The sequence below is a fragment of the Enterobacter sp. MGH 16 genome (genome assembly GCF_000493175.1).
In the GTDB taxonomy this organism is placed as follows: domain Bacteria; phylum Pseudomonadota; class Gammaproteobacteria; order Enterobacterales; family Enterobacteriaceae; genus Enterobacter; species Enterobacter roggenkampii.
In genome coordinates, this window is record NZ_KI535695.1 from 4,226,389 (window position 1) to 4,242,733 (window position 16,345).

Here is a 16,345-nt window from a genome sequence, read left to right on the forward strand (position 1 = left end):
CTTTTTGGGGCTCAGGGAATCAACAAGCTCGATCCCTGCGTTGCCCGGCTCTCCAGCACCTCATGCGCACGCTGCGCATCGGCTAGCGGGTATTTCTGCGCTTCTGCCACATCCACCTTAATGACGCCGCTGGCGATCAGCGAGAACAGCTCGTTGCTGGCTTCCTCAAGTTCTTCCCGGTTGGTGATGTAGCCTTGCAGGGAAGGGCGCGTGACGTACAGCGAGCCTTTCTGGTTAAGGATGCCCAGATTCACGCCGGTGACTGCGCCTGACGCATTCCCGAAGCTCACCATCAGCCCACGACGCTGCAGGCAGTCCAGCGACGCTTCCCAGGTGTCTTTCCCTACCGAGTCATACACCACGCGCACCTTTTTGCCGCTGGTGATCTCCTTCAGCCGTTCGACAATGCTCTCTTCACGGTAGTTAATCACCTGCCAGGCGCCCGCCTGCAGCGCGCGCTGGGCTTTTTGGGCATTGCCCACGGTGCCGATCAGTTTTGCGCCCAGCGCTTTTGCCCACTGACAGGCGATGAGCCCGACGCCACCCGCCGCGGCATGAAACAGGAACTGCTCGTCGGGTTTAATTTCATAGGTTTTGCGCAGCAGGTAGTAAACGGTTAACCCTTTCAGAAAGGAGGCCGCCGCCTGCTCAAAGGAGATGGCGTTGGGCAGCAGGGCGGCTTTATCCGCCGGGACGTTGTGGACGGAGCTGTAAGCGCCCAGCGGAGATTGCGCGTACACCACGCGGTCGCCTTCTTTAATATGCTTAACCGCGCTGCCCACTTTGACGACGACGCCGGCCGCCTCGGTGCCCAGTCCGCTCGGCATCGACGGAGGCGGGTAGAGCCCGCCGCGTATATAGGTATCGATGTAGTTTATGCCGATGGCTTTGTTTTCAACCTGCACTTCGTTTTCGCCAGGCGCGGTAGGGGTGAACTCCACCGCGTTGAGTACGTCAGGGCCACCATGCTTGTGAAATTCAATACGTGTTGCCATGCTTCCTCCAGAATGTGGTAATCTTTCGACCCACTCTTTATCTCGGTAACTCCATTCACTATGGCAGGAAACAAACCCTTCAACAAACAGACTGAACCTCGCGAGCGTGATTTCCAGGTCGCAGGGTTAAAAGTCCCGCCGCACTCGATTGAAGCGGAACAGTCGGTGTTGGGCGGTTTAATGCTGGATAACGAGCGCTGGGACGACGTCGCCGAGCGCGTGGTGTCTGAGGATTTCTACACCCGTCCGCACCGTCATATCTTTACCGAAATGGCGCGCCTGCAGGAGTCGGGTAGCCCGATTGACCTGATCACGCTCGCGGAGTCGCTGGAGCGTCAGGGACAGCTGGACAGCGTTGGCGGGTTTGCCTATCTGGCAGAACTGTCAAAAAACACGCCAAGTGCGGCGAACATCAGCGCTTATGCTGACATCGTGCGTGAACGCGCCGTTGTCCGCGAGATGATCTCGGTGGCGAATGAGATCGCCGAAGCGGGTTTTGATCCGCAGGGTCGCACCAGTGAAGACCTGCTCGACCTTGCCGAGTCCCGCGTCTTCAAAATCGCCGAAAGCCGCGCCAACAAAGACGAAGGCCCCAAAAATATCGCCGACGTCCTCGACGCCACCGTTGCCCGTATCGAACAGCTGTTCCAGCAGCCGCACGACGGTGTGACCGGGGTGAACACCGGCTATGACGATCTCAACAAGAAAACCGCCGGTCTGCAGCCGTCGGATTTGATTATCGTCGCCGCGCGTCCGTCGATGGGTAAAACGACATTTGCGATGAACCTCGTCGAAAATGCGGCGATGTTGCAGGATAAGCCGGTACTGATTTTCAGCCTTGAGATGCCCTCCGAGCAGATCATGATGCGTTCTCTGGCATCGCTGTCGCGCGTGGACCAGACCCGCATCCGTACCGGTCAGCTCGACGATGAGGACTGGGCGCGCATCTCCGGCACCATGGGCATTCTGCTGGAAAAACGTAACATCTATATTGATGACTCCTCCGGCCTGACGCCGACGGAAGTCCGTTCCCGCGCGCGTCGTATCGCCCGCGAACACGGCGGTATCGGCCTTATCATGATCGACTACCTTCAGCTGATGCGCGTCCCGTCGCTCTCCGACAACCGTACGCTGGAGATCGCCGAAATTTCCCGCTCGCTCAAGGCGTTAGCCAAAGAGCTGCACGTGCCGGTGGTGGCGCTGTCGCAGCTTAACCGCTCTCTGGAACAACGTGCCGACAAACGTCCGGTCAACTCCGACCTGCGTGAATCCGGCTCGATCGAGCAGGATGCCGACTTAATCATGTTTATCTACCGTGATGAGGTTTATCACGAGAACAGCGACCTGAAAGGGATCGCCGAAATTATTATTGGTAAACAACGTAACGGCCCGATCGGGACGGTGCGTCTGACCTTTAACGGCCAGTGGTCGCGTTTCGACAACTATGCCGGTCCTCAATATGATGATGAGTAATTTCTAAGGAATTCAAATGCAAGCGGCAACTGTTGTCATTAACCGCCGCGCTCTGCGACACAACCTGCAACGTCTGCGTGAACTGGCACCCGCCAGCAAGCTCGTTGCAGTCGTGAAAGCGAACGCTTACGGACACGGTCTTCTTGAGACCGCGCGAACGCTCCCCGATGCCGACGCCTTTGGCGTCGCCCGTCTTGAAGAAGCCCTCCGCCTGCGCGCGGGGGGGATTACCCAGCCGATTCTGCTCCTCGAAGGCTTTTTCGAAGCCGCCGATCTGCCAACTATCGCGGATCAGCATCTTCACACGGCGGTACACAACGAAGAACAGCTGGCCGCACTGGAAACCGCTGAGCTGAGCGAGCCGGTGACCGTGTGGATGAAGCTTGATACGGGCATGCACCGTCTGGGCGTGCGTCCGGAAAGCGCCGAAGCGTTTTATCAGCGTTTATGCCGGTGCAAAAACGTGCGCCAGCCGGTGAATATTGTCAGCCACTTCGCCCGTGCCGATGAGCCCGAGTGCGGTGCGACCGAGCGACAGCTGGATATCTTTAATACCTTCTGCGAAGGCAAGCCGGGGATGCGCTCGATCGCCGCATCCGGCGGTATTCTGCTGTGGCCGCAGTCGCATTTCGACTGGGCGCGACCGGGCATCATTCTTTACGGCGTGTCGCCGCTGGAGAATAAACCCTGGGGGCCGGACATGGGTTTCCAGCCGGTGATGTCTCTGGTGTCTACTCTGATTGCCGTGCGTGAACACAAAGCCGGTGAACCGGTGGGCTATGGTGGCACCTGGACCAGCGAGCGCGACACGCGTCTCGGCGTGGTGGCGATGGGCTACGGCGACGGCTATCCGCGCGCTGCACCAACGGGTACGCCGGTGCTGGTTAACGGTCGCGAGGTGAAGATCGTTGGCCGCGTGGCGATGGACATGATTTGCGTCGATCTGGGGCCAGAAGCGCAGGATAAACCCGGCGACGATGTGGTGATGTGGGGGGAAGGTTTACCCGTTGAACGTATTGCTGAAATCACTAAAGTGAGTGCTTACGAACTTATCACCCGCCTGACGTCGCGGGTGGCGATGAAGTACATCGACTAACATTTCATTCCAGGGAAGGATAATGTCCCCTTCAGAAATCGCTGCATGTCTGGCCTATGCTCTCTCCGTCTGGCTGGCCGCCAGAAACAATATCCATACGTGGTGGATAGGCATCATCGGTAGCGGGCTTTATGCCTGGGTTTTCTATTCTGTGCAGCTTTATGCTGACGTTACCCTTCAGTTCTTTTTCATCATAACGAGCATAACCGGCTGGCTGCATTGGCTTAAAGGCAATCATGGAGAGGTCTTGCCTGTTCGTCGTACCAGACCGGGACATTTTTTTATGCTTTTAGCCTGCGCCGTAAGCGTAGCAGCGGCGTACGGGTGGATATTGCATCTCTATACCAATGCATGGGCCCCCTGGCTGGACTCCATCATTTTGACATTCAGCATTCTTGCTCAGTTTATGTTGATGGGACGGCGTCTGGAAAACTGGTACATCTGGCTTGCCGTTAACACGCTGGCAGTACCGCTGTACGCGACGAGAGAACTGTACCTGACCGCCGGTTTATATCTGGTGTTTTGGTTTAATGCGTGGCACGGACTGTATCAGTGGCGCAAGGAGATCCGTGCGCAATGACGCTGTATGCCAACGGCCTGGTGGTAGGCAAATTCGCACCATTACATGCAGGCCATGAAGCGCTTATCAATACGGCACTTGAGCAGTGCGAGACGGTCTGTATCATCAGCTATTCGTCGCCGGAAATACGCGGTTACGAACCTGAAAAGCGGCTTAACTGGTTAACAACGCGCTTTCCGCAATGTCGCCACCTCGTGCTTTCGCCGCATGTGTTGGCTGCATATGGCCTTGCGCCACCGCCACCGAATGACGCTGATGACGATCTTCACCGGCATTATGTTGCAACGCTGTGTGAGGACATTTTGCACTGTCAGCCAGAGGCGGTATTTACTGCCGAAGACTATGGAGACGGGTTTGCCGCTGTCCTGAGCCAGCGTTTCGGACGACCGGTTGCGCACGTGCGTCTCCAGCGTCAACGGGGACCAGAGGCCCCTTCGGGAACGCTCATCCGTTCTGATGTTCATCGTTATCGTAAGATGATGTCCCCAGAGGTGTACCGCAGCTTTGTTTTTCGTATCTGCTTATTAGGTGGAGAATCGACGGGCAAAAGCACGCTAGCAAAGGCTCTGGCGCAGACGCTAAACGTTCCGTACGTTGCAGAGTATGGCCGTGAACACTGGGAAGCGAAGAACGGTATCCTGGATCGGGAGGATTTGCTGCATATTGCCCGCGAGCAAGTACGTCGGGAGGCATTAGCCTGCACGGCGCCTTATCTGGTCTGTGATACCTCACCTTTAACGACCCTGTTTTACGCACTCGATCAGTTTGGCAGCGCGCCGCAGGCGTTAAAGGAGTTAGCTGAACGAGACTATGCGCTGGTCGTACTTTGCGGAGATGAATTTCCGTTTGTGCAGGATGGCACCCGGCAGGGCGAGGCGTTTCGCCACCGACAGCAAGTATGGTATGAAGCAGAGCTGTCGGCACGAAATATTCCTTTTCTGCGCGTGCAGGGCTCACTGCCTGAGCGAATCGATCACATTTGCCGATATATCCAGGGACCGATCTGATATCGCTCTCGACCTTCATCTGCTTCCGGTTTATTGTTGAAATCCCTGCCTCATCGAATTCCGGAGAACCATCGCGTGTTTCAGAAAGTTGACGCCTATGCCGGCGACCCTATCCTCTCCTTAATGGAGCGTTTCAAAGAAGATCCTCGCAGCGACAAAGTGAACCTCAGCATCGGTCTGTATTACAACGAGGATGGCATTATTCCTCAATTAAAAGCCGTTGCCGAAGCCGAAGCGCGTCTGAACGCGGTTCCACACGGCGCGTCTCTTTATCTGCCGATGGAAGGGCTAAACGCTTATCGCAACACCATTGCACCGCTGCTGTTCGGCGCCGATCACGCTGTGCTCGCGCAAAAACGCGTGGCGACCATCCAGACGCTGGGCGGCTCGGGTGCGCTAAAAGTCGGCGCAGACTTTCTGAAAAAATATTTCCCGGATTCAGGCGTGTGGGTCAGCGACCCGACGTGGGAAAACCACGTTGCGATCTTCGAGGGCGCGGGCTTTAAGGTGGCGACCTATCCGTGGTTCGACAGCGAAACGAACGGCGTGCGCGTTGACGCGCTGCTGGAAAAGCTGAACACGCTGCCAGCGCGCAGTATTGTGCTGCTGCACCCATGCTGCCATAACCCAACCGGGGCGGATCTCACCAATGCCCAGTGGGATGCGGTGATCGAGGTGCTGAAGACCCGCGACCTGATTCCGTTCCTCGACATTGCCTACCAGGGCTTTGGCGCGGGTATGGAAGAAGACGCCTATGCCATCCGTGCCGCTGCCAGCGCCGGGCTGCCTGTACTGGTGAGTAACTCCTTCTCTAAGATCTTCTCCCTGTACGGTGAACGCGTTGGTGGCCTGTCCGTGGTGTGTGAAGACGCCGAAGCGGCGGGCCGCGTGCTGGGCCAGCTGAAAGCGACGGTGCGCCGTATCTACTCCAGCCCGCCAAACTTTGGTGCTCAGGTGGTGGCGACGGTTCTCGGTGACGAAACGCTGAAAGCATCCTGGCTTGGCGAAGTGGAGGCGATGCGTAAGCGCATCCTGTCGATGCGTCAGGAGCTGGTTAACGTCCTGAAAGAGGCTGTGCCAGGGCATAACTTCGACTATCTGCTCAAGCAGCGCGGGATGTTCAGCTATACCGGACTGAGCGCGGCGCAGGTCGATCGCCTGCGCGAAGAGTTCGGTGTCTACCTGATCGCCAGCGGCCGTATGTGCGTGGCGGGCCTGAATGCCGGCAACGTACACCGCGTGGCGCAGGCGTTTGCAGCTGTGATGTAAGTACTCACTACTTATTATCGCCCTCTCCCTGTGGGAGAGGGCATCAGGCCGCAGAAAATCTTGCCCGGTAGCGGCTGCGCCTGCGCCTTACCGGGCCTACATCACTCATCCACACTTTGTGATCGTCTTCTTTTTATTCCGCTTCATAAGCAAAAACTCCTTCCCTTCACCTCCCGCTGGGGTTAAGGTCGGATAGTTTTTTGACCATTCACTCAAAATAAAACGATAACAAGCTGAATATTCAGGGGAAAACATGCGCAAGATCACACTGGCGCTCAGCGCCGCCTGCTTATTGTTCTCACTTAATAGCGCCGTCGTCGCACGTGCCTCGGCGCCGACGCCGCTTTACACCGGCACCACCGCCGCCATGCTTGCCGAACAGGCGCCCATTCACTGGGTCTCCGTGGCCCAAATCGAAAACAGCCTGATGGGACGCGCGCCAATGGCCGTGGGCTTCGACATTGACGATACCGTGCTGTTCTCAAGCCCCGGCTTCTGGCGCGGCAAAAAAATGTATTCACCGGACAGCGAAGCGTATCTGAAGAATCCGGAGTTCTGGGAAAAAATGAATAACGGCTGGGACGAGTACAGCATCCCGAAAGAGGTCGCCCGGGCGCTTATTGCTATGCACGTTAAGCGCGGTGACAGCATTTACTTCGTTACCGGCCGTAGCCAGACCAAAACGGAAACCGTCTCCAGAACACTGCAGGACGATTTCCAGATCCCGGCTGCCAATATGAATCCGGTCATTTTTGCGGGTGACAAAGAGGGGCAAAACACCAAAATCCAGTGGCTGGAAAAGAAAAACATCAAAGTGTTTTATGGCGATTCGGATAACGACATTACCGCCGCGCAGGATGCTGGTGCCAGAGGGATCAGGGTGTTACGCGCGTCTAACTCGACCTATCGACCGCTGCCGATGGCCGGAAAGTTTGGTGAAGAGGTGATCGTCAACTCGGAGTATTAAGCCTCTGGCAGCGAGTTTGACTCTTTTTTAATCAAATCTCGCTGCTGCGGGTTTTACCTTTCGCCTTCTTGCTGCACACTTAGAAAGATTCATCTTTCATTACGGAGCAGCAGATGTGGTACCAACAGACCCTGACCTTAAGCGCTAAACCACGCGGTTTTCACCTGGTGACGGATGAAGTCATCGGGCAGCTCCGCGACCTGTCGCGGGTCAAAACGGGTTTGCTGCATCTGCTGCTTCAGCACACGTCAGCCTCTCTCACGCTGAATGAAAATTGCGATCCCACCGTCCGGTCTGACATGGAGCGTCATTTTCTGAAGAGCGTCCCGGACAACGCGCCCTACGAGCATGACTATGAGGGGGCGGACGATATGCCTTCGCATATCAAATCTTCCCTGCTGGGCGTATCGCTGATGCTGCCGGTCCACAACGGACGGCTGCTGTTGGGCACGTGGCAGGGGATCTGGCTGGGAGAGCATCGCATTCACGGTGGTTCGCGTAAAATTATCGCCACGCTACAAGGGGAATAAAGATGACAATTTCGGAGATACTTCAGTACTGCATGAGCAAGCCCGGCGCGGAGCAGAGCGTCCATAGCGACTGGAAAGCCACGCAGGTTAAGGTGGGGGATGTGCTGTTTGCGATGGTGAAAGAGGTGGAGGGCCGTCCGGCGGCGTCGCTGAAAACCAGCCCTGAACTGGCGGATTTACTGCGTCAGCAGCATGATGACGTGAGGCCGAGCCAGCACCTCAATAAGGCGCACTGGAGCACCGTCTATCTGGATGGATCGATTCCAGGCTCGCAAATTTACTACCTGGTGGACGCGTCCTATCAGCAGGCGGTTGAGCTGCTGCCGGAAACGACCCGACAGCAACTCTCCGTGTGACAATTACAGCAACGGTTTAAGGAAGCGCGCGGTGTGCGAGGCTTCGCACTCTGCAACGGTCTCTGGCGTACCGGAGACGAGGATTTCACCGCCGCCGCTGCCGCCTTCCGGGCCAAGATCGACAATCCAGTCCGCGGTTTTAATCACGTCCAGGTTATGCTCGATGACCACGATGGTGTTGCCCTGATCGCGCAGCTGATGCAGCACGTCCAGCAGCTGCTGGATGTCGGCAAAGTGCAGACCGGTGGTCGGCTCATCCAGGATATACAGCGTCTGGCCGGTGCCGCGTTTTGACAGCTCGCGCGCCAGCTTCACGCGCTGCGCTTCACCGCCGGACAGCGTCGTGGCGGACTGCCCCAGACGAATGTAGGTCAGGCCGACGTCCATCAGCGTCTGCAGCTTACGCGCCAGCGCAGGGACGGCATCAAAGAACTCACGCGCCTCTTCGATGGTCATATCCAGCACTTCGTGGATGGTCTTGCCCTTGTACTTAATCTCCAGCGTTTCGCGGTTATAGCGCTTGCCTTTGCACTGGTCGCACGGCACGTAGATATCCGGCAGGAAGTGCATCTCAACCTTGATCACGCCGTCGCCCTGGCAGGCTTCACAGCGGCCGCCGCGCACGTTAAAGCTGAAACGTCCCGGCGTGTAGCCGCGTGAACGCGCTTCCGGCACACCGGCAAACAGTTCACGTACGGGCGTGAAAACACCGGTATAGGTTGCCGGGTTAGAGCGTGGCGTACGGCCAATCGGGCTCTGGTCGATGTCGATAACCTTATCGAAATGCTCCAGCCCCTGAATGTCACGGTACGGTGCAGGTTCGGCCAGCGTCGCGCCGTTCAGCGCCGTCTGCGCAATCGGGAACAGCGTATCGTTGATCAGCGTCGATTTACCGGAACCGGACACGCCAGTGATACAGGTAAACAGGCCCACCGGCAGCGTCAGGGTAACGTCTTTCAGGTTGTTGCCGCGCGCGCCGGTCAGCTTCAGCACTTTTTCCGGGTTCGCCGCCACGCGCTGTTTTGGTACTTCAATCTTGCGCTTGCCGCTCATGTACTGGCCGGTCAGCGACTCGGGCACCGCCATAATGTCCTTCAGCGTGCCTTCCGCCACCACCTGGCCGCCGTGCACGCCAGCGCCCGGGCCGATGTCGATCACGTGGTCTGCGGCGCGGATCGCGTCTTCGTCGTGCTCCACCACAATCACCGTGTTGCCGAGGTTACGCAGGTGAACCAGGGTGCCGAGCAGACGTTCGTTATCGCGCTGGTGCAGGCCGATGGACGGCTCATCGAGCACGTACATCACGCCCACCAGGCCCGCACCAATCTGGCTCGCCAGACGAATACGCTGGGCTTCACCGCCGGAGAGCGTTTCTGCCGAGCGTGAAAGCGTCAGGTAGTTTAGGCCGACGTTCACCAGGAACTTCAGGCGATCGCCAATCTCTTTCAAGACTTTTTCAGCGATTTTCGCGCGCTGGCCGGACAGCTTCAGGTTATTGAAGAAGTCCATCGCGTGGCCGATGCTCATGTCTGAGATGGTCGGCAGCGCCGTATTTTCCACAAACACGTGGCGCGCTTCGCGACGCAGGCGCGTGCCCTCGCAGGTGGCGCAGGAGCGGTTGCTGATGAACTTCGCCAGCTCCTCGCGCACCGCGCTGGATTCGGTCTCTTTGTAGCGGCGCTCCATATTGTGCAGCACCCCTTCGAACGGGTGGCGACGCACGGAGGTATCGCCGCGATCGTTCATATACTTGAACTCGATGTTCTCTTTGCCAGAACCGAACAGGATCACTTTGTGTACGTTCGGGCTCAGGCTGGCCCACGGCGCTTCCACGTCGAACTTGTAGTGCTCCGCCAGCGACTTCAGCATCTGGAAGTAATAGAAGTTACGCTTGTCCCAGCCGCGAATGGCGCCACCCGCCAGCGACAGCTCCGGATTCTGGATCACGCGGTCCGGGTCGAAATACTGCTGAACGCCCAGACCGTCACAGGTCGGGCAGGCGCCCGCCGGGTTGTTAAACGAGAACAGGCGCGGTTCCAGCTCGCGCATGCTGTAGCCGCAAATCGGGCAGGCAAAGTTGGCGGAGAAGAGCAGCTCTTCCGCCTGCGGGTCGTCCATGTCGGAAACCACGGCCGTGCCGCCGGAGAGCTCCAGCGCCGTTTCAAACGATTCTGCGAGACGCGTGGCGAGATCGTCACGCACCTTAAAGCGGTCAATCACCACCTCGATGGTGTGCTTCTTCTGCAGTTCTAGCTTGGGCGGGTCGGACAGGTCACACACTTCGCCGTCAATACGGGCGCGGATATAGCCCTGGCTTGCCAGGTTTTCCAGCGTTTTGGTGTGCTCACCCTTACGCTCTTTAATGATTGGCGCCAGCAGCATCAGGCGTTTGCCTTCCGGCTGCGACAGCACGTTATCCACCATCTGGCTCACGGTCTGTGCCGCCAGCGGGACGTCGTGGTCCGGGCAGCGCGGCTCACCCACGCGGGCATACAGCAGACGCAGGTAGTCATGAATTTCAGTAATGGTACCGACCGTGGAGCGCGGGTTATGCGACGTGGACTTCTGCTCGATAGAGATAGCAGGAGACAACCCTTCAATGTGGTCGACATCCGGTTTTTCCATCAGCGACAGGAACTGACGCGCGTACGCCGAGAGCGATTCAACGTAACGACGCTGTCCTTCGGCATACAGGGTGTCGAAAGCCAGTGAGGATTTGCCAGACCCCGAAAGCCCGGTCACGACAATGAGTTTGTCGCGAGGGATTATGAGGTTGATATTCTTGAGATTGTGGGTGCGGGCGCCCCGAACTTCGATCTTATCCATTCACCTTTCCCGGTTGGAACACGGATTGCCTGGTTTGTTTGAAGGACAAACGGCTGTCAGAAACGGCTAATTATGACACAATTTGACCTGTTTGAATATACAGTATTGGAATGCATTTTCTGACGGACTGTGTAACAATGTTATGTTCGCACGAGAACTCTGGAATCCATCTCGCAGCTATCAAAATGCAGCGTGGAAATGGTACACTCGCGCGTTTACACTATTAAGAAACGTATTCAGGAGACACGAACATGGCCAGCAGAGGCGTAAACAAGGTGATTCTCGTCGGTAATCTGGGCCAGGACCCGGAAGTACGCTACATGCCGAGTGGTGGCGCAGTTGCCAACATTACGCTGGCTACTTCCGAATCCTGGCGTGATAAAGCGACCGGTGAGATGAAAGAGCAGACCGAATGGCACCGCGTTGTGCTGTTTGGCAAACTGGCAGAAGTGGCCGGTGAGTATCTGCGTAAAGGTTCTCAGGTCTATATCGAAGGCCAGCTGCGTACCCGCAAATGGACCGATCAGTCCGGTGCTGAGAAGTACACCACTGAAGTCGTGGTTAACGTCGGCGGCACCATGCAGATGCTGGGTGGCCGTCAGGGCGGTGGCGCACCAGCAGGTGGCGGCCAGCAGCAGGGCGGTTGGGGTCAGCCTCAGCAGCCACAGGGCGGCAACCAGTTCAGCGGCGGCGCGCAGTCTCGTCCGCAGCAGCAGTCTGCTCCGGCGCCGTCTAACGAACCGCCAATGGATTTCGACGACGACATTCCGTTCTGATTTGTGCGTCCTTCAAACAAAAAACCCAGACATCGTCTGGGTTTTTTTATTCCATAAAGGGATCAGGTAATCACCATTGGCCAGTCTGGTGGCGTGTGGCTCATCGCTTCAACCATCACCACTTTGATATTTTCCCAGACGGCGGCGATATCCAGCAGGGTAATGCCAAGCAACCCCGTTGCAAACCAACATGCTGCACCCAGCCCCAGCAGCGTGCTGATGACAGCGAGACCCGCGTAGTCAGATTTACGAAACTGAATGTTCAGCGTGCTGGCCAAAAACATCAGTACCGCACTCAACAAAGGCCAGCGCAGGAGAACCATGCTGGTAGTAATGGTTGCCATAAACCCATCCTCTACAAAACAGACGACCTGAATGAAACGGTGTTTCTCGTTACAGAATATGTGTGAACTATATCACATTTGTTGATTTATTCGCCAGTGCCTGTGCGATCAAAAAACGGTTTTTATTCCTCAGGTAAAGAGTGTGTGCAGGCTGGCCCTGCCTTCGGCACGCGAGGAGGCGCCCCCCAGCGTGCCGGAAACGTCCATCGGGCTAGTGGTGATACCTCAAAATCGGTTTTTATAAGAGGGGCTCAGTCGAATCATAAAATAGTGCGGCGAAGACTGATTATTTATAAATCAACGCACACAATGCCCCACAGTAAATAGCATAAAACGTCATGATAAAGGTGCGCTTTTTTCATGCTGCCAGAAGTTTGGCTTAATCAACGATCGTCTGTTGTGTTATCTTCCCTCCGTCCTCGAGGGCTGGATAATTATTTTCCTTAATTGAAACGGAACGAATACTTACAGTTTCACTTACGGGAAAATATTATCGTCATAACGAAATTTAAGATTTTTAATACGAAAAGTCAGTTGCTAACTTCGCATGATTCATGCAACGTAATCACCTGTTTAACACAGCATCCGGCCTTCATTACTACAGGCGTACAACATGCAGGGATATAGGGCGGGAAATGAATCGTAGCGCGCGGCGCAAGATGCTCAGGGTGGTAGGGATCATCATGGTAGTTATGCTGCCGGTGATGCTTGCGCTATGGTTTGCCCAGCTAAGAGCCGTGTCTGAAACAAGCGCCCAGCTACGGACATTTGCTGAACTGGCTTTAGACAAAACTGAGCTGGTTATACAACAGGTTGATCTGGCCCGGGACGAGGCAGAAAAATATCGGGGCGAGCTCTGTACCCCGGGACACCGTCAATATATGTTGAACGTTGTTCGTGGTCGCCTGTTTGTTGCCGATTTAATTTACGCTGAAGGTCAGAATTTTCTTTGTTCGACCGTTTTTACACCGGATCAACCCTACGCCATACCCGTCGCTAATTACACGCGAAAACCTGACGTCGCTATCTATTATTATCGCGACACCCCATTTTATACTGGCTATAAAATGACATATATGCAGCGCGGAAATTATGTAGTGGTCGTTAATCCACTTTCATACAGCGAAGTCATGTCCGCGGATCATTCTCTCTCGTGGGGGGTTTACGACACGGTAACCAATGCTTTCTTTTCCGTCAGTCAGAAAGCCAACGTTTCGTTATTAAATTCGCTGATTCGGGATAAGGAATCGGTATTTCAAAAAGATAACCGCTTTTATACGATCGTCACATCCCCTAAAAGACCGATTGCGGCCATCGTGTCGACATCGAATAAACGCTTTTATGAAACGCTTTATCATCAGGCGACATTAACGCTGCCGCTGGGCATGATCTGCAGCATTATTATTTTGCTGGTCTGGTCCCGTACTCATCGTGAGCTTAATTCGCCGGGGCGTTTACTGCACCGGGCGCTGAACAAACGCCAGCTTTGCGTGCACTATCAACCGATTATTGATATTAAGAACAACCGGTGTGTCGGCGCGGAGGCGTTGTTACGCTGGCCGGGTTTTAACGGGCAGGTGATGAGCCCGGCTGAGTTTATTCCGCTGGCTGAAAATGAGGGGATGAGCGAGCGGATTACGGATTACGTCGTTGAGGAAGTGTTCAGCGATTTGGGCTATTTCCTGGCCGAGCATCCGCATCTCTATATTTCGATTAACCTGTCGGCCACGGATTTCCACTCCTCGCGGCTGATCGCCATGATTTCTGAGAAGGCTCGCCACTACGCCGTCCGCGCGCAGCAAATCAAAATTGAAGTGACGGAACGCGGTTTTATCGATGTGCCTAAAACCACGCCGGTGATTCAGGCTTTCCGTCAGGCAGGGTATGAAGTGGCGATCGATGATTTCGGTACCGGCTATTCGAACCTGCACAACCTCTACTCGCTGAACGTCGATATTCTGAAAATCGATAAATCGTTTATCGATACCTTAACGACCAACAGCACCAGCCACCTGATCGCCGAGCATATTATCGAGATGGCGCAAAGCCTGCGGCTGAAAACCATTGCGGAAGGGGTCGAGACGGCAGAGCAGGTGAGCTGGCTGTTGAAGCGCGGCGTCCAGTTTTGTCAGGGATGGCACTTCGCGAAAGCGATGCCGCCCCAGGAATTTATGACCTGGCAGCAGCAACCTTTGCACTGAGAGTAATTAATTCAACTGGTGGCGATAGTCGCTCGGCGTGCGGTCAAACTCGCGGCGAAACACGCGGGAAAAGGTTTGTTGCGACACATAGCCAAGATCCATCGCGATATCAAAAATCGGCCGCTGCGTTGAGCGTAGCGCCTGCGCCGCCAGCAGCAGCCTGCGCTGACGAATGTACTCACCCAGCGTCTGGTGCATGACCGTGCGGAACATTCTCTGTAAATACCATTTCGAATAGCCCGACTTTTTCGCGACCACATCAATGTTCAACGGTTGGTCGATATGATCGTCAATCCATTCAATAAGCGTCTGAATAATCTGCTGATGCGACATAAGGTTGCCCCTCTGTAGATACAACTTTCTCGGTTGATTCGTCGTTTTCTCTGCGGGGGAGTATAATTCCTCAAGTTAACTTGAGGTAAAGAGGTTTTATGGAAAAGAGATTGCCGCGCATTAAAGCGCTGTTAACCCCCGGCGAAGTGGCAAAGCGAAGCGGCGTTGCGGTATCGGCGCTCCACTTCTATGAAAGCAAAGGGTTAATTAAAAGCATCCGCAACGGCGGCAACCAGCGTCGCTATACCCGCGACGTGCTCCGCTACGTGGCGATTATCAAAATTGCGCAACGAATCGGCATTCCCCTGGCTACCATTGGCGAGGCATTTGGCGTGCTGCCGGAAGGGCATACGCTGAGCCCGAAAGAGTGGAAAGAGCTTTCATCCCAGTGGCGAGAAGAGCTGGACAGGCGTATCCATACGCTGGTCGCGCTGCGTGATGAGCTGGACGGTTGTATCGGCTGCGGCTGCCTGTCGCGCAGCGACTGCCCGTTGCGTAACCCCGGCGACAAACTGGGCGAACAGGGGACGGGAGCGCGGTTGCTGGAAGAGGATTGAGATCGGTTTGCCGGGTGGCGGCTGCGCCTTACCCGGCCTACAACACCGAGAACGTAGGCCGGGTAAGCGAAGCGCCTCCCGGCAAAACCCCGCATAATAAAGAACTAAAGCGCCACAAAGGGCGCTTTAGTTTTTCCCGGTCTTTGTCTTTCTCTCTATCCCGCTGGTTCACGGGAGGGTTTCCCCCGACGTCAGCACCCCTCATGTCGAGCTGGTTGGGGAGGTTCCGGATTGTGCTGACACTTTAATTCTATGCAAGACCCGTTTTTTCGCCAGCGTCGCTGACCGGTTTTTAGCCGAATTTTTTTCGCGGTGTTGTTCGATTTTCTATAGTTAAAAAGTATGAATAACAGGAGAAAACCATGCTCACGGTATACCACCTTAACCAGTCGCGCTCGCACCGCGTGATCTGGGCGCTGGAAGAACTCGGTCTGCCTTATGAGATCGTTCACTATCAGCGCGAAAAGAACATGCTTGCGCCGGAGGCTCTCAAAAAGGTGCATCCGTTGGGCAAATCGCCGGTCATCGAAGATAACGGGCTGATCCTCGCGGAGTCTGGCGCCATTCTGGAGTATCTGCAGGAAACATACGATGCCGAGTCGCGGCTTAAGCCTTTAGATCCGGCGCATAAGGTGCAGTATCGCTTCTGGCTGCACTACGCGGAAGGATCGCTGATGCCGCTGCTGCTAATGAAGCTGGTCTTCAGCAGTCTCGGCAAGCCGCCGGTGCCGTTTGGTATCCGAACCCTGGGCAAAGCGCTTGGGCAAGGGGTGCAGAAAGCGTACCTTAACCGCCAGCTGGAAACTCATGCGCGCTTTATTGAGTCGCACCTTGCTAAAAATAGCTGGTTTGCCGGGGATTCGCTCAGCATGGCCGACATTCAAATGAGCTTCCCGATCTTTGCCCTGCTGGCACGCGGCGGTATCGACAACCTGCCGCATAGTCAGGCATGGAAAACGAAAGTTGAAAACAGCCCCGGCTGGCAACGAACCCTGGCACAAGGGGGACCGTTATCCATTCCGGGTGAGGATTGAA

Annotated in this window: 16 protein-coding genes; 12 read left to right on the forward strand and 4 right to left on the reverse strand. The window is 55.7% G+C overall.

The features are described from left to right. Window positions 1–11 precede the first annotated feature (11 nt). Complete coding sequence (locus L362_RS03185) at window positions 12–995, reverse strand: quinone oxidoreductase (protein ID WP_008503374.1); 984 nt, start codon at window positions 993–995, stop codon at window positions 12–14. A gap of 60 nt (window positions 996–1,055) precedes the next feature. Here L362_RS03185 and dnaB point away from each other — a divergent pair, with 60 nt between their 5' ends. From dnaB to L362_RS03145, 8 genes are all read left to right on the forward strand, one after another. Then, entirely contained in the window at window positions 1,056–2,468 is a 1,413-nt protein-coding gene (gene dnaB, locus L362_RS03180) for a replicative DNA helicase (protein WP_008503375.1), read from the forward strand. A 16-nt stretch (window positions 2,469–2,484) separates the two neighbouring features. Further along, complete coding sequence (gene alr / locus L362_RS03175; protein WP_008503376.1) at window positions 2,485–3,564, forward strand: alanine racemase; 1,080 nt, start codon at window positions 2,485–2,487, stop codon at window positions 3,562–3,564. Window positions 3,565–3,586: 22 nt separating this feature from the next. Beyond that, window positions 3,587–4,144 (forward strand): nicotinamide riboside transporter PnuC, encoded by a 558-nt coding sequence (gene pnuC, locus L362_RS03170; protein WP_023293520.1) that lies wholly within the window; start codon window positions 3,587–3,589, stop codon window positions 4,142–4,144. Then, window positions 4,141–5,151, forward strand: a complete 1,011-nt coding sequence (locus L362_RS03165) for an AAA family ATPase (RefSeq protein ID WP_021242760.1) — start codon at window positions 4,141–4,143, stop codon at window positions 5,149–5,151. Before pnuC ends, L362_RS03165 begins: the two co-directional genes overlap by 4 nt. Before the next feature lie 75 nt (window positions 5,152–5,226). Further along, on the forward strand, window positions 5,227–6,420 hold the full coding sequence (tyrB, locus tag L362_RS03160; RefSeq protein WP_023326503.1) for an aromatic amino acid transaminase: 1,194 nt from the start codon (window positions 5,227–5,229) through the stop codon (window positions 6,418–6,420). Between the two features lie 253 nt (window positions 6,421–6,673). Next, complete coding sequence (gene aphA, locus L362_RS03155; protein WP_021242762.1) at window positions 6,674–7,387, forward strand: acid phosphatase AphA; 714 nt, start codon at window positions 6,674–6,676, stop codon at window positions 7,385–7,387. A 113-nt stretch (window positions 7,388–7,500) separates the two neighbouring features. Continuing rightward, window positions 7,501–7,917, forward strand: a complete 417-nt coding sequence (locus L362_RS03150) for a secondary thiamine-phosphate synthase enzyme YjbQ (protein ID WP_008503381.1) — start codon at window positions 7,501–7,503, stop codon at window positions 7,915–7,917. 2 nt (window positions 7,918–7,919) lie between these two features. Further along, complete coding sequence (locus L362_RS03145) at window positions 7,920–8,273, forward strand: MmcQ/YjbR family DNA-binding protein (RefSeq protein WP_008503382.1); 354 nt, start codon at window positions 7,920–7,922, stop codon at window positions 8,271–8,273. A 3-nt stretch (window positions 8,274–8,276) separates the two neighbouring features. On the opposite strand, the gene uvrA is transcribed toward L362_RS03145, so the two are convergent. Next, entirely contained in the window at window positions 8,277–11,099 is a 2,823-nt protein-coding gene (gene uvrA / locus L362_RS03140) for an excinuclease ABC subunit UvrA (RefSeq protein WP_008503383.1), read from the reverse strand. Between the two features lie 251 nt (window positions 11,100–11,350). Between uvrA and ssb1 the strand changes: the two genes are divergently transcribed. Further along, complete coding sequence (gene ssb1 / locus L362_RS03135) at window positions 11,351–11,875, forward strand: single-stranded DNA-binding protein SSB1 (RefSeq protein ID WP_008503384.1); 525 nt, start codon at window positions 11,351–11,353, stop codon at window positions 11,873–11,875. Window positions 11,876–11,937: 62 nt separating this feature from the next. On the opposite strand, the gene L362_RS03130 is transcribed toward ssb1, so the two are convergent. Further along, entirely contained in the window at window positions 11,938–12,219 is a 282-nt protein-coding gene (locus L362_RS03130) for a YjcB family protein (RefSeq protein ID WP_008503385.1), read from the reverse strand. Window positions 12,220–12,854: 635 nt separating this feature from the next. On the opposite strand from L362_RS03130, the gene L362_RS03125 reads away from it, so the two are divergent. Continuing rightward, on the forward strand, window positions 12,855–14,420 hold the full coding sequence (locus tag L362_RS03125) for an EAL domain-containing protein (protein ID WP_023345270.1): 1,566 nt from the start codon (window positions 12,855–12,857) through the stop codon (window positions 14,418–14,420). Window positions 14,421–14,426: 6 nt separating this feature from the next. Here the strand turns inward: L362_RS03125 and soxS are convergent, their stop codons facing one another. Continuing rightward, entirely contained in the window at window positions 14,427–14,753 is a 327-nt protein-coding gene (soxS, locus tag L362_RS03120) for a superoxide response transcriptional regulator SoxS (protein WP_008503387.1), read from the reverse strand. 98 nt (window positions 14,754–14,851) lie between these two features. Between soxS and soxR the strand changes: the two genes are divergently transcribed. Together soxR and L362_RS03110 are read left to right on the forward strand one after the other, a co-directional pair. Beyond that, complete coding sequence (gene soxR / locus L362_RS03115) at window positions 14,852–15,310, forward strand: redox-sensitive transcriptional activator SoxR (protein ID WP_008503388.1); 459 nt, start codon at window positions 14,852–14,854, stop codon at window positions 15,308–15,310. A 362-nt stretch (window positions 15,311–15,672) separates the two neighbouring features. Then, window positions 15,673–16,344 carry a glutathione S-transferase family protein gene (locus L362_RS03110; protein WP_023345271.1) on the forward strand — a complete coding sequence of 224 codons (672 nt, stop codon included), beginning with the start codon at window positions 15,673–15,675 and terminating at the stop codon, window positions 16,342–16,344. Window position 16,345 lies beyond the last annotated feature (1 nt).

Coding starts and splice junctions, on each gene's coding strand:
- ssb1 (WP_008503384.1), top strand. CDS start 11,351: ATGGCCAGCAGAGGCGTAAACAAGGTGATTCTCGTCGGTAATCTGGGC.
- L362_RS03185 (WP_008503374.1), bottom strand. CDS start 995: ATGGCAACACGTATTGAATTTCACAAGCATGGTGGCCCTGACGTACTC.
- L362_RS03110 (WP_023345271.1), top strand. CDS start 15,673: ATGCTCACGGTATACCACCTTAACCAGTCGCGCTCGCACCGCGTGATC.
- alr (WP_008503376.1), top strand. CDS start 2,485: ATGCAAGCGGCAACTGTTGTCATTAACCGCCGCGCTCTGCGACACAAC.
- L362_RS03125 (WP_023345270.1), top strand. CDS start 12,855: ATGAATCGTAGCGCGCGGCGCAAGATGCTCAGGGTGGTAGGGATCATC.
- aphA (WP_021242762.1), top strand. CDS start 6,674: ATGCGCAAGATCACACTGGCGCTCAGCGCCGCCTGCTTATTGTTCTCA.
- L362_RS03165 (WP_021242760.1), top strand. CDS start 4,141: ATGACGCTGTATGCCAACGGCCTGGTGGTAGGCAAATTCGCACCATTA.
- L362_RS03145 (WP_008503382.1), top strand. CDS start 7,920: ATGACAATTTCGGAGATACTTCAGTACTGCATGAGCAAGCCCGGCGCG.
- dnaB (WP_008503375.1), top strand. CDS start 1,056: ATGGCAGGAAACAAACCCTTCAACAAACAGACTGAACCTCGCGAGCGT.
- L362_RS03150 (WP_008503381.1), top strand. CDS start 7,501: ATGTGGTACCAACAGACCCTGACCTTAAGCGCTAAACCACGCGGTTTT.
- soxR (WP_008503388.1), top strand. CDS start 14,852: ATGGAAAAGAGATTGCCGCGCATTAAAGCGCTGTTAACCCCCGGCGAA.
- pnuC (WP_023293520.1), top strand. CDS start 3,587: ATGTCCCCTTCAGAAATCGCTGCATGTCTGGCCTATGCTCTCTCCGTC.
- soxS (WP_008503387.1), bottom strand. CDS start 14,753: ATGTCGCATCAGCAGATTATTCAGACGCTTATTGAATGGATTGACGAT.
- uvrA (WP_008503383.1), bottom strand. CDS start 11,099: ATGGATAAGATCGAAGTTCGGGGCGCCCGCACCCACAATCTCAAGAAT.
- L362_RS03130 (WP_008503385.1), bottom strand. CDS start 12,219: ATGGCAACCATTACTACCAGCATGGTTCTCCTGCGCTGGCCTTTGTTG.